We start from the raw sequence: 11,948 nt of genomic DNA, 5'->3' as shown, positions 1-11,948 counted from the left end.
TAATGGAAATTGTGAACGCGGGGCGTCCGTCACTTTAATGTTCTGACAAGGCCCTCAAGAGCCGAAAGGTGGGATTAAGTCGTCTCCTCGGCTATCTCTGCGCTCATTTAGGGTACAAGCCACGGCCTTCCCGCAGAATAGCTTCAGCAGCAGGTGTAAAACCATTACCGTCTCCGTGCAGAACAAAGCCCGGCAAGACACTCAACGGCGCCTTGCTGCCCCTAATTCCGCTGACGATAACCCGGTTTGCATTTTCCCCCGGCCTGGGACGTATCGGTAGCACCCTTATACGCCCGAAACGCCCCTCGAGTCCGGCGAGAACTTTGGCCAGCGCGTCGGCCTTATGAATGACAAGCGCCTGTCCGGCAGGTCCGGCCATACGCGCCAAAAACCGGCCCCATACTTCGAAATCGCCACCATCCATAACATGAGCCGCCGCACGTAACTTCGACGCACTACGTGTTGCCGATCCGCCATCGAAAAACGGCGGGTTAGCGAGCACATGCGTAAAGCTACCGTCTTTCAATCCCTCACGCTCAAGATAATGCCCCGCACGCGCGCCCACCTCGCCCAAACAGGCTCGCACACGGCCTTCTAGCCCGTTTCGCGTGATATTTTCCCTGGCAAGATCCACCAACGCGGCTTCACGCTCGAACAACACGACTTCCGCGAAAGGCAGCCGCCGCGCGACGCATAATCCCACCGTCCCGACACCTGCCCCGACATCAAGAACCCGCGTGCGTCGATCTGAGTTGGCCTCCACGGCGGCAGCCAACAATACGGCATCCAGTCCGGCGCGGTAGCCACGAACTGGCTGCAACACCTTCAATTGCCCGCCCAGGAAGTCGTCATCCGTGATTTCACTGCGGCACAATGGCGCTGTGTCACCCTTTTGCGAAGTATCAACGTCGTGCATCATCGCTCAACCATTGATCCAAGTCCGCATCCTGCAACACCTTGATTGCCTTGGGGAGATGGTGTTCCGCAACCATGGCTCGACGCGGCAGTACGCCTAATGAACCTTCTAGAATGCTCATATTGACATCCAGAACCGTGACGTCGATACCCACCTCCGTGAGGAGTGCCTCTACGTAGCTAAGAAGCACCGGATCGTTGGTCCTCATCAATTCGCGCATTCGCGATGACCTCATTCCTAAGTTTCTTGTGCGAAGTAGGCAAAGTGTCTTTAGTGTTTCCGCGTCTCGCAACCTCTTGCAGGCCACGGATAATAGCAGACTGAGGAAATAGCATTGGGTGTTGTCGTCCCGATCGGTGAAGCCCGCGATCCTTCGCAAAGCATCAAGCCGTTGCTTGATCTCGTCGCGACGGACATGGCTGGTATTAACCGCCTGATCCTTGATAAGGCGATTTCCGATGTTGAACTCATTCCTCAGCTGGCCCACCACCTGATTGACTCGGGCGGTAAGCGTTTACGCCCGATGCTGACCATCGCAGCTGCAAAGCTTGTTGGCTATGACGGTGACAGCCATATCCGCGTCGCCGCCGCTGTTGAATTCATGCACACAGCCACGCTCCTCCACGATGATGTTGTTGATGAGAGCGACGAACGCCGCGGGAAGAAAGCTGCACGCATACTGTGGGGCAATCAAGCCAGCGTCCTCGTGGGAGACTTCCTGCTTGGTCAGGCCTTCCGCATGCTCGTGGACGTTGGTTCGCTAGCCGTGCTGCGCATTCTGTCCAATGCCGCCGCAGTTATTGCAGAAGGTGAGGTCATGCAGCTTGCCGCTGCCAAGAACCTGGCCACGACCGAAGATGAATACCTCGCGATCATTGACGCCAAGACAGCAGCGCTCTTCTCAGGTGCAGCCGAATCGGGTGGCGCAATCGCCGCTCGCCCAATCGAAGAACTCACTGGTCTGAAGTCCTACGGCCGCAATCTCGGCATCGCCTTCCAGCTCATCGATGACGCCCTCGACTATGCCGGCGACACCAAGAATCTTGGCAAGGAAATCGGTGACGATTTCCGCGAGGGCAAAGTTACCCTACCTGTCATCCTCGCCTACCGCCGCGGCAACGCGAGCGAACGCACATTCTGGACGCGTGTCATCAGCGAGGGTGATATTCAGGAGGGGGATCTGGAACATGCCATCGCCCTCATGCATCAGCATGACGCGATCGAAACAACGATCGCACGCGCACGGTCCTACGGCACCATTGCACGCGACGCCCTGGCGATTTTCAACGATTGCTCCGAAAAACAAGCCATGCAGGACGTCATCGCCTTCTGCATCGACCGTGCGCACTGATCGCGCCGTCTAACCGAGTTCACTGGCAACCACCCACCAATCCGGTCGACGAGCGGTAAGCACCATAGCGGCTTCCTTGGCTGTTTGAAGATCGTCATACAGCCCAAAACACGTGGGGCCGGCGCCTGAAAGCGCCGCATACCGACACCCATGGTTCGCACTGAGCTCGCGCACAACGTCACTGATCTGCGGAGCAAGCGAGAGTGCTGGACTAGTCAAGTCATTCCCGACACTCGCCACATAAGCAATCAAATCATCACGTGAAGAAAAACATGTTCGCGGCTCATCCGATCCGCCCGTTTGATATTCCGGCGCTGCCAGACGTTTGAAGACTTGCGCAGTTTTGTCTGACGGCATCTCTACAAGAGAATTGGCGAGCACAATCGCCAACGGGGGGAAATCCGAAAGCGGGAGGACTTCCGTACCCACGCCGCGCACAAAGCAAGCCCGACTTTCAAGGCACATCGGCACATCGGCTCCGAGCGCGGTCGCACTCCCCACCCAGTCGACCGTAGAAGCCAAGTCCGCGTTTGCCACACGCAGCGCACGCAGAACTGCTGCGGCATCTGCGGACCCACCGCCGACACCTGATGCGACGGGAAGCCTCTTATCCAAACTAACTTCGCCGAGCTGAATATCCGGGACCACGTCGAAGATACGCGCCAGCACCGTCTCCACGATGTTTGTCCCCTTAAGCGCCGAAGCAAACGGCCCTGAAAGGTTTAACTTCGGCTCTCTCCCAGGCGTGAATCGCACCTGATCAGCCGCTGAACGAGCGAACATCACAAGACTTTCGATCTCGTGATAGCCGTCAGCACGGCGCCCAAGCACGCGCAGACTGAGGTTCACCTTGGCTGGCGCTGTTTCGAGTATGAGGTTCGATCGTGGCATGCACCGGACATCCGTATTATCGGGTCCGCAGAACTAGCCGATATGTCAGCCCAGGAACAGTGACGCGACGCCAAGCTAGAATTGTGCAGTGAGGGGCAAGGGGGACCCGCAGTTCTTACGAGCGCGTATCCTGCCCTCAACGTTACCGACGAGCCGGGAGCGGGACTGAGGATTGCCCCTCGGAGGCCGCAGCCGCCGGCTCGTCGCTGACCGCCTGAGCAGCGTTTGCCTGCCGCCGAATCGGCAAACCTTCCGACAGCTTTTTCTTGATCTTGACGAGATCATCAGGCTCGGGATTGAGGCTTATTGCTTGATCCCATTGGAAACGAGCCTCGCGATGACGACCCACGCGCCAATAGGCGTCGCCAAGATGGTCATTTAGAACAGGATCTTCCGGGCGCAGCTCAACGGCCTGCTCCAAGAACCCGACCGCGCGCGAGTAATTGCCAAGCTGGTAATGCGCCCAACCCAAACTATCGACGATGTAGCCATCATCAGGCTTAAGCGAAACAGCCTTCTCGATGAGCTTCATGCCCTCTTTCAGATTCTTGTTCTGATCGACCCAGGAATAGCCGAGATAATTGAGAGCAAGCGGCTGATCGGGGTTAAGCTTCAGAGCCTGTTGCAGATCTTTCTCCGCCTCGGGCCAGCGCTTTAACCGCTCGTAGCACGTACCGCGCGAATAGAAATGCACCCAATCCTTCTGCTCAAGGTCACTGCCGAGCAAATCGATCACACGCGTATAGTAGACAACGGCTTCGTCATACCGTTTACGGGCGCGCATGATGTTGCCGAGAGTATCGAGTGCCCTGATGTCCTTCGGGTTCTTCGTCGCAACCTTCTCGAGAAGCACTTTGGCTTCATCCACTTTATCCAGTGAATTGAGATTCAACGCGCGGCGAATATCAATGGCAGCCTGCAGCGGAGTGCCATCGGGAATGCGCTGATAAGTATCAATGGCCACGTCGTAGCGCTTCGTCGTCTCGTGAGCATTAGCCAGAGCCGCGAGCGCAAACGGTTGCTTCGGTTCAAGGAACAGCGCCATTTGCAGATAAAGCACGCCAATGGAAACGCCGCCTTCTCCAGTCAACGCCTCGCCCAAACCATAAAAGACTTCCGAAAGTCCTTGCCGGGGAGTGGCGATGAGTAAATCGACCTTTTGACCCTTCCCGAGCTCATCCATCAGCTCGTGCGCCAACGGATGACCGTCTCCGCTGGTCGCTTCAAGATGGTTGCGAAGGATCGTCTTCGCTTGCTTCAAATTTTTACCGTTTGCCGCATGCCGCGCAAAAGCGAGGGCGGTACGCAAAGTCCGGCTATCTTGTTCGAAGACCTGATTGTACGCATCGCGCGCAACCGATCGCCGACCGCCGATATCCGCGATCAGAGCCCGATGGTATTGCAAGTAGAATTGCGCCCAATCCGCCTGCCGCGGCAGCTTGAGCTTATTCAATGCGCGGTTCGTATCGCCTTCCGCAAGGATCACCCATGCCTGAGCGATTGCGCTCGTCAGCTCGCCGATTGGGCCCGTCCCAGCCTTTTTGAAGTGAGCTTCGGCCTTTTTCAGATCACCGGCATCGAAGGACTGAAGGCCCAAGACGAGGCGTGCGACGCGGTGGTTCGGCTGTCTGACAATGAGTTGCTCAGCCAGCTTGATAGCTCGATCGAAGTGTCCCTCGGAAGCTTCCATGAGAAAGCTCTGCTCCAAGAGAATATCGCTTTCAGGATCTTGCACCAAAGCGTTGCGATAAAATTCTGCAGCCAGACCCGTCTCATGGTTGGCCCGTGCAAACCGCCCCGCCAGATAGCTCCCAGCCAAGGAATGCGAAAGATAGGTGTCGTCGGTTGTCCGGGCCTGCACGCGCGCATCGGACCAAAAGACAGAAAGCACCAGAGCTGAACAGGTCAACAAAGGCAAGCCAACGCCAGAACTGCGCGAGAATCTCATGCCAACGGTTCCTTGATAGCTCTTCCAGACGAGACCATGCCTGATTCCCCTAGCCGCTAGGCTAACAACAAAAGAGGTAGGTTGGCGACTCGTTATCTCCGAAAGCGGCCATGCGATGGCCATGCCTTCAAAAAAGCATGTTAATTTCGTCATTCTGCCCATTCTGCTATGGCCAGATTGAAGCTCTACATGCTGGGATAATTGGGCCCGCCACCTCCCTCAGGACACACCCAGTTAATATTCTGACTGGGATCTTTGATGTCACACGTCTTGCAGTGAACGCAGTTCTGCGCGTTGATTTGGAAGCGCGGATCACCCGCACCATCATCGATGACTTCATAAACGCCCGCCGGACAATAGCGTTGTGCGGGCTCCGCGAACTCAGGCAAATTCACCGAAATCGGAATATTAGGGTCGGCCAATCGTAGATGAACAGGCTGATCTTCCTCATGGTTGGTTCCTGAGAAAGAAACGTTCGTGAGCTTATCAAAGGTAAGAACGCCGTCGGGTTTCGGATACTCAATCTTACGTGCGGACGCCGCACGGCGAATAGTCGCGTAATCCGGCTTTCCATGCTTGAGGGTATAGCCGAAGCCGACACCCTTGAGGATCGTATTCGCCCACATATCGATGCCGCCGAGCATGATCCCCGCGAAGGTTCCGAAACGCGACCATAACGGCTTCACGTTTCGCACAGGTTTCAAATCGCGCGCGATGGCCCCGGTGCGCACCTCCTCCTCGTAAGCTGCGAGAATGTCGTGAGACCGCCCGTCCTGAATGGCTGCGAACGCAGCTTCCGCAGCCGCCTTGCCAGACAAAATGGCATTGTGGCTTCCCTTGATGCGGGGAACGTTCACCATACCCGCCGCGCATCCAAGCAACGCGCCACCCGCGAAGACCAACTGAGGAAGCGACTGCCAACCGCCCTCCGTGATCGCGCGCGCGCCATAGGCGATGCGCTTGCCGCCTTCGAAGATTGGCGCGATCGCGGGATGCGTCTTGAAGCGCTGAAACTCATCATAGGGCGAGAGATAAGGGTTCTCGTAGTTGAGATGAACAACAAACCCAACGGAGACAAGATTCTCTCCGTAGTGGTAGAGGAAGGACCCGCCACCCGTCTTATTGTCTAGCGGCCAGCCAAAAGAATGCTGCACCAGCCCCGGCTGATGATTTTCCGGCTTAATCTCCCAAACTTCTTTGAGGCCGATACCGTATTTCTGCGGTTGGCAACCCTCATCCAGCTTGAAGTCTGCCGTCAGCTGCTTGGTCAGTGAGCCTCGAGCTCCCTCAGCGAACAAAGTATACTTGCCGCGAAGCTCCATACCACGGGTAAAGCTGTCCTTCGGAACCCCGTCGCGACCAACGCCCATGTCGCCGGTCGCCACGCCGACGACGGCACTGCCGTCCTCGCTGTAGAGGATCTCGCTGGCTGCAAAGCCCGGATAAACTTCGACGCCCAACTCAGCCGCCTGTTCACCGAGCCAGCGCGTCAGATCCCCGAGGCTGCCGATATAATTGCCGTGATTGTTCATCAAAGGCGGCATCAGGAAATTCGGCAGAGCCAGCTCCCCGGCGGCCCCGAGATAAAGGAAGCGGTCTTTTTTGACTTGCGTCGTAAGCGGCGCACCTTTGCTTCGCCAGTCGGGAATAAGGCTATCGAGCCCCGACGGATCAATTACAGCGCCGGACAAAATGTGCGCACCGACCTCCGACCCCTTTTCCAGGACGACGACAGAAAGTTCCTGTTCAGCCTCTTGGGCGAGTTGCATGAGACGGATGGCTGCCGCAAGCCCGGCTGGCCCGGCCCCGACGATCACAACGTCGAAATCCATTGAGTCCCGTGGTGCCCGTTCAGCCTCGTTCCGTTCCATCTCACCTTCCTAATGTATCGCGTCAAACCCTTGGATTAGGTTGCCTGCCCCAATACCGTCAAGCAAACCGCAAGTCGCATCTAGCTAGAAGTTGCCAAAGTCGGTGTATTTCGACAGCCAACAGGCTAAACAAGAGCTATGTTGGAAGGTCCTGACCGCACACAGCTCGTCTCCCTCCTCGCCTGGTACGGCGAATTGGGCATCGACAGCGTGCTTGCCGACGAGCCATTGAACTGGATGGAACGCCCCGGAACAGCTCCCGGGGAGGCGGTTCGTGCTGCCCTAAGCGGCGCTGCCCACCAGGGTACGGGAACAGCCCCCACCTCACCCTCTCCGCCACCTTCTCCGCCCCCGACACCCAACCGTCGTGCGACTGGCGGCGAGCAGCCCCCAAGAACACAGCAAGCGTCGAGATTCACGCCGGTCACGCCACAAGCGGCCGGCGCTGGCAGCGCACGGCAAGCGGCTGCCGCGGTCAATTCACTCTCGGAATTACGCGCCGCACTTGAACGATTTGAAGGCTGCGCGTTGAAGGCGACCGCCAAGAATACGTGCGTTTATCGTGGCGCAGAGCAGGCCCGTCTCATGATCATCGGAGAAGCACCCGGCCGCGACGAAGATCTCGAGGGGCGACCATTTGTCGGCCGCGCCGGCAAGTTGTTGGACCGTATGCTGGGCGCAATCGATCTCAGCGAGAACGATGTCCACATTACCAACATCGTTTATTGGCGCCCGCCTGGAAACCGCACGCCAACGCCGCAGGAAGCTCAGGTTTGTCGACCGTTCTTGGATCGCCAGATCCAACTGGTCGCCCCTGAGATAATTCTCGTCCTGGGCGGTGCCGCAGCGAAGTCGATGTTCAATGCCAGTGAAGGAATTATGCGCCTTCGCGGCAAATGGAAGCAGATCGAAGTTGGCGACGCATCCATCAAGGCTTTTGCAAGCCTGCACCCGGCCTATCTGTTGCGCACACCTGCCGCCAAGAGACTCGCATGGCGCGATCTTCTCAACATCCGCGAAGCGTTATCGAAGTCATCGGACTGACCTCAACTCAGTTAAAATTCGCATAAAATATTCATATAGTTATTGCCGAGAACTTAGGTCCTGAAAAACAAATTTCGCGGACAACTCGCCTCAATTGCTGACAGTCATCGCGAAATCGAAATCAAAGGCCCTGAGGGAACACCAACGTGTCAGTGGGTTTAGTCTACCTTCGCCCAAAGCAAATTACGTGCACGCGGGTCAGCGGCAATGGCACCGTGGCGGCGCGCACGGCCTGGCAGCGCATTGAGGCCTGGCTGCAACGGAACGCCATCTCGGGACTCGTAACCACACGCTACGGCCTTGAGTTCGGCCCTGCGATGACCGAAAGCTACCACGGCAACAGCTACATCGCTTGCGTCGAAATTGACGGCATTCGGAAATTACCGCCCCTGGACGACTGTCCGTTTGATCGTCTGCCCGGCGGAGCATTCGCCCGCAGTCGCTTTGTTGGACCGTGCGCCGAAATCTCCGCCGCGTTTGCATCGATACAATCTCACCTGGCGGGCACCAACCATTATGCGGCCGATCGCAGCCGTCCTTTGATTACGATCTTTCTCGACCCTCCGGATTTTTCCGCACCCACGACTGTCAAAACCGATTTGCTCATCCCCGTTGCCACTCAGAGTCGCAACGCGGCTTGAACTAAACGAGCTTCTCATAGACAACGCGATCCGCGGCTCCAGACTCTCAACTCCAGTGTCTGCCGTCCGAGGCTTTACTGGCCTGCTGCAAGCGGCCAAACTGACCCGGCCCGCGCTTGTCCGGTGCGCCACCTCTTGCGGGGCCGCCGGCACGCCCCGGCCCATTGAATGGCGCAATCAAAGGCAACGAACGCAATGTCGAAGATCGATGAATCTCGTCCCTTTCTACCGGTGCGCATCGCAGTTCTGACGATGTCCGACACCCGCACCAAGAAAGAAGACAAATCCGGCAGCTTGCTTGCGGAGATGATCACAGCCGCTGGCCATGAAGTTGCAGATCGCAATCTGGTCGCCGACGATGTTGCCGCCATACAGACTGTGGTGAAGGGTTGGATTGATGATCCCAATATCGACGTCGTCATCACGACTGGAGGAACCGGATTTACCGGCCGGGACGTGACGCCCGAAGCCGTTCGTCCTCTTTTCGAAAAAGATATCGAAGGCTTTTCCGTCGTCTTCCATATGTTGTCCTACCAGAAGATCGCGACATCAACGATCCAATCGCGCGCCTGTGCTGGCGTCGCCAAAGGGACCTATATCTTCTGCGTGCCCGGCTCGCCCGGAGCTTGTCGCGATGCCTGGGAAGGAATTCTCAGGTGGCAGCTCGACAATCGCCACCGGCCCTGCAACTTCGTGGAGATCATGCCGCGCCTGGAGGAACACCGCGCGAGTTGATGGGCCATCGGCCCGAAAGACCCAGAACAGAGAATGGGTGAGCTCTATCGCCCCGACTTCGTTCGTTCCATCTCCACCAGTTCGCGGGCTGCGCTTGCAGAATCGAAAACAGCGCGGCCCAACTGGGACACAAACAGCAATATGACACCTGTTACGATGGCCCCAAGCCCGAGCTCGACGCCCAGCGGCAGCCCCAGAAGCCCCGCCGCACTGAAGGAAGCAGGGACACCGGCAAGCCCCGCAAGCAGCACCACCAGTCCAACAACCAGCAAGAACCAGCCAACAGCAGCCAGCACGACCGCCATAAACCGGCCGATCCGATACTCCGGCACGCCATGCGCGTACTCATCTTCATCTGATCTGCCTGCGCGCGCGACAAGTCGCGGAAGCCGTGCATCGTCTTCTAGCTCATCATCGTGAACAGGCGCCGGAAGCGACGACCTCGCGGATGCGATGTTCCCCGCCAAATTGGGACGCTCTGGCTGCGCCGCCTGTGGCCATTCGTGACGAGGGCCAGGTTGCGCCGTCCTCGCCGCGCCGCGCCCTCCTGTTTGCGACGAAGGTTGCCTCTGTTGCAATGGATAGGATGGTGAGGCGTCCCGCCGCGGAGCCTGCGGCTGAGGGTTGTGCGTCTGGGCCGCTTGCGCCTGCACATAGCGTTCAATGCGCTGCAGCCCATACAGCGCTTCATGCGCTTCGGGCGTATTTCTGTAATGGTCTGCAAGATGAGAATAAAACTGCGTCGCGTAGTCAAACTTGCCCTCGGCTTCGGCACGCTGGCCGATCGCCAAGAGCTGTGCCGGCGAGTAACTTTGTGACTCAGACATTCGTGCCCCAACCCGACTCAGCGACTCCCCGGTCGCCGACGCGAAACGCAGTCATTCCAATATAGCGAGCATAATCCGCCGCAGAAACCCATACTGGCGATGTAATCTTGACTGAGCCCAATGTGTCACGTGATCCACATGGGCCGCAATACAGATCAAAGTCAGGAAAATATGTTTGGCGGGCTCGGAATACGACGCCCAGCACGTTCGCTTAACCGCGCAAGATCATCGGCGTCATCCACATCATCAAGCTGTTCGAGCCAACACACTTGTAACCCGACTGCGTTGGCCAAAGTATCAGATAATGTTTCCGCATGCGACCAACGCACGCGGTCGAATATGCGCGCGATACGCGGACGCCGCCGCAAACCGACCAGCCAATACCCGCCGTCCGGAGAGGGACCTAGCACCACGTCCGCGCTTGCCAGAATTTTAAATGCGCTGGCGATGTGTTCGGATCTTATTTCTGGAACATCCGAGCCGATGATGACGACAGGGCCCGGTGGCAAGCCATCCATGACCCGCTGCATGCGTTGACCGAGATCGCCTCGGCCCTGCGCAATGCGGCGACAGGAGATCGGCCACACCGGTTCGTAGATACCTGAATCCGGCGCAACAGCGACGTAGGTCGTCCAGCGTCTCGCCTGACTGACGCGGCCGAACGCAGCAGCCAGACCCGCGCGATAAAAACTGACAGCCCGTCCAACACCGACACCCCGCGCTAACCGCGTCTTCACGCGTCCGGCAACGGGAAGCTTCGCCATCACAACGAGATGCCGCGCGAACGCAGTCGGGCTACGGCGAGCGCTTTCTTCCTTCATCAAGATTTCACGTCGGATTGTACGGCCTCTGCCGCAGCGTTGCGTTCATCGTCACTTACCGAGACGCCCTCGTAGAACCGTGCGATGCGCGTCACCGGGACACCCAACATGTACATCGCCAAACAAAGCTGATTGCGCGCGATACGTTTGAAATAGCCATCCTTGCGATAACGCGCAGCTGACGTGATCGCCCGCGACCGCAAGACGGCCAATCTGCTCCACCCAAGCCTGCGAACGATATCGAGGTCTTCCATGATGGCCATCGGGCGGTAACCACCGATCTCATCGAAGAGCTTTCGCGAAATCAGCAAGCCCTGGTCGCCATATGGCGCCCCCATCAAGCTCGCGCGTATATTCACCATCGTTTCCAGGAAGCGTGGCAGAGCCCCGTCATCATCGAGGGCATAGCGAAACACAGCGGCTGTCTGAGACCGCCGGCCACTCTCCACCTTTTCAATGAAAGCTCCGACCTCACGCTCCCATCCGGACTCGAGAATTGTGTCCGCGTGCAAGATGAGCAACCAATCTGAACGAGCCAGCGAAGCACCGCACGTGATCTGTTGACCGCGCCCACGCTCGGACTTCTGCCAGCGTGCGCCAGCCTGGTCCGCAATCAGCGCCGTCGCATCCTCGGAACCGCCATCTGCGATGATGACCTCGCGGACGACTCCGTCAACCGCACCCGGAACGAGTGCAGCCAGGCAGCCAGGCAGTGAGGCCTCGGCATTGAGCGTCGGGATGACTACGGAAATCATAGTCTTTGTCTCGCACGGAGCATCCTCGGACAACAAGCCATGTCGGCCCAACTCGATACAGCGAGTTGCAAGTCAGCCTCTATGTTCTTGATTTGTTCCGAGAACAGTTTTAAGTTTTGGCACTTTAGAACCCCTCTCCGCGAATTGC

At 57.8% G+C, this 11,948-nt stretch carries 12 protein-coding genes; 4 read left to right on the top strand and 8 right to left on the bottom strand.

Annotated elements, in window-relative coordinates; all coding sequences use genetic code 11:
• Positions 1-103 precede the first annotated feature (103 nt).
• Positions 104-919 (bottom strand): tRNA1(Val) (adenine(37)-N6)-methyltransferase, encoded by an 816-nt coding sequence (locus YBN1229_RS17800; RefSeq protein ID WP_090228089.1) that lies wholly within the window; start codon positions 917-919, stop codon positions 104-106.
• Positions 903-1,136: a DUF2007 domain-containing protein gene (locus YBN1229_RS17795; RefSeq protein WP_046479503.1), complete on the bottom strand. Its 234-nt coding sequence runs from the start codon at positions 1,134-1,136 to the stop codon at positions 903-905. The genes YBN1229_RS17800 and YBN1229_RS17795 overlap by 17 nt, the downstream gene beginning before the upstream one ends.
• A gap of 114 nt (positions 1,137-1,250) precedes the next feature.
• Between YBN1229_RS17795 and YBN1229_RS17790 the strand changes: the two genes are divergently transcribed.
• On the top strand, positions 1,251-2,267 hold the full coding sequence (locus tag YBN1229_RS17790) for a polyprenyl synthetase family protein (RefSeq protein WP_046479502.1): 1,017 nt from the start codon (positions 1,251-1,253) through the stop codon (positions 2,265-2,267).
• A 9-nt stretch (positions 2,268-2,276) separates the two neighbouring features.
• On the opposite strand, the gene YBN1229_RS17785 is transcribed toward YBN1229_RS17790, so the two are convergent.
• The 3 genes from YBN1229_RS17785 to YBN1229_RS17775 form a co-directional block, all read right to left on the bottom strand.
• The gene (locus tag YBN1229_RS17785; protein WP_046479501.1) at positions 2,277-3,158 is read right to left on the bottom strand and encodes a 4-(cytidine 5'-diphospho)-2-C-methyl-D-erythritol kinase; all 882 of its coding nucleotides are present in this window, start codon (positions 3,156-3,158) and stop codon (positions 2,277-2,279) included.
• Between the two features lie 142 nt (positions 3,159-3,300).
• Positions 3,301-5,106: a tetratricopeptide repeat protein gene (locus YBN1229_RS17780; protein ID WP_052744066.1), complete on the bottom strand. Its 1,806-nt coding sequence runs from the start codon at positions 5,104-5,106 to the stop codon at positions 3,301-3,303.
• Between the two features lie 185 nt (positions 5,107-5,291).
• A complete protein-coding gene (locus tag YBN1229_RS17775) occupies positions 5,292-6,977 on the bottom strand; it encodes an electron transfer flavoprotein-ubiquinone oxidoreductase (RefSeq protein WP_046479500.1) in 1,686 nt (561 codons plus the stop codon).
• Positions 6,978-7,115: 138 nt separating this feature from the next.
• Here YBN1229_RS17775 and YBN1229_RS17770 point away from each other — a divergent pair, with 138 nt between their 5' ends.
• The 3 genes from YBN1229_RS17770 to moaB all read left to right on the top strand — a co-directional run bounded on the left by YBN1229_RS17770 (position 7,116) and on the right by moaB (position 9,397).
• Positions 7,116-8,021 carry a uracil-DNA glycosylase gene (locus tag YBN1229_RS17770; RefSeq protein ID WP_046479499.1) on the top strand — a complete coding sequence of 302 codons (906 nt, stop codon included), beginning with the start codon at positions 7,116-7,118 and terminating at the stop codon, positions 8,019-8,021.
• 146 nt (positions 8,022-8,167) lie between these two features.
• A complete protein-coding gene (locus YBN1229_RS17765; RefSeq protein ID WP_082101203.1) occupies positions 8,168-8,662 on the top strand; it encodes a GyrI-like domain-containing protein in 495 nt (164 codons plus the stop codon).
• 195 nt (positions 8,663-8,857) lie between these two features.
• Positions 8,858-9,397: a molybdenum cofactor biosynthesis protein B gene (moaB, locus tag YBN1229_RS17760; RefSeq protein WP_046480816.1), complete on the top strand. Its 540-nt coding sequence runs from the start codon at positions 8,858-8,860 to the stop codon at positions 9,395-9,397.
• 44 nt (positions 9,398-9,441) lie between these two features.
• On the opposite strand, the gene YBN1229_RS17755 is transcribed toward moaB, so the two are convergent.
• The 3 genes from YBN1229_RS17755 to YBN1229_RS17745 all read right to left on the bottom strand — a co-directional run bounded on the left by YBN1229_RS17755 (position 9,442) and on the right by YBN1229_RS17745 (position 11,800).
• On the bottom strand, positions 9,442-10,224 hold the full coding sequence (locus tag YBN1229_RS17755; protein WP_046479497.1) for a hypothetical protein: 783 nt from the start codon (positions 10,222-10,224) through the stop codon (positions 9,442-9,444).
• A 161-nt stretch (positions 10,225-10,385) separates the two neighbouring features.
• Complete coding sequence (locus YBN1229_RS17750) at positions 10,386-11,045, bottom strand: TIGR04282 family arsenosugar biosynthesis glycosyltransferase (protein WP_046479496.1); 660 nt, start codon at positions 11,043-11,045, stop codon at positions 10,386-10,388.
• Entirely contained in the window at positions 11,045-11,800 is a 756-nt protein-coding gene (locus YBN1229_RS17745; RefSeq protein ID WP_076605357.1) for a TIGR04283 family arsenosugar biosynthesis glycosyltransferase, read from the bottom strand. Before YBN1229_RS17745 ends, YBN1229_RS17750 begins: the two co-directional genes overlap by 1 nt.
• Positions 11,801-11,948 lie beyond the last annotated feature (148 nt).

The sequence above is a fragment of the Candidatus Filomicrobium marinum genome, assembly GCF_000981545.1.
Classification (GTDB): Bacteria; Pseudomonadota; Alphaproteobacteria; order Rhizobiales; family Hyphomicrobiaceae; genus Filomicrobium; species Filomicrobium insigne.
This window is presented reverse-complemented; position numbering and strand designations above follow the sequence as displayed.

Coding starts and splice junctions, on each gene's coding strand:
- YBN1229_RS17800 (WP_090228089.1), bottom strand. CDS start 919: ATGATGCACGACGTTGATACTTCGCAAAAGGGTGACACAGCGCCATTG.
- YBN1229_RS17795 (WP_046479503.1), bottom strand. CDS start 1,136: ATGCGCGAATTGATGAGGACCAACGATCCGGTGCTTCTTAGCTACGTA.
- YBN1229_RS17785 (WP_046479501.1), bottom strand. CDS start 3,158: ATGCCACGATCGAACCTCATACTCGAAACAGCGCCAGCCAAGGTGAAC.
- YBN1229_RS17780 (WP_052744066.1), bottom strand. CDS start 5,106: ATGAGATTCTCGCGCAGTTCTGGCGTTGGCTTGCCTTTGTTGACCTGT.
- YBN1229_RS17775 (WP_046479500.1), bottom strand. CDS start 6,977: ATGGAACGGAACGAGGCTGAACGGGCACCACGGGACTCAATGGATTTC.
- YBN1229_RS17770 (WP_046479499.1), top strand. CDS start 7,116: ATGTTGGAAGGTCCTGACCGCACACAGCTCGTCTCCCTCCTCGCCTGG.
- moaB (WP_046480816.1), top strand. CDS start 8,858: ATGTCGAAGATCGATGAATCTCGTCCCTTTCTACCGGTGCGCATCGCA.
- YBN1229_RS17755 (WP_046479497.1), bottom strand. CDS start 10,224: ATGTCTGAGTCACAAAGTTACTCGCCGGCACAGCTCTTGGCGATCGGC.
- YBN1229_RS17750 (WP_046479496.1), bottom strand. CDS start 11,045: ATGAAGGAAGAAAGCGCTCGCCGTAGCCCGACTGCGTTCGCGCGGCAT.
- YBN1229_RS17745 (WP_076605357.1), bottom strand. CDS start 11,800: ATGATTTCCGTAGTCATCCCGACGCTCAATGCCGAGGCCTCACTGCCT.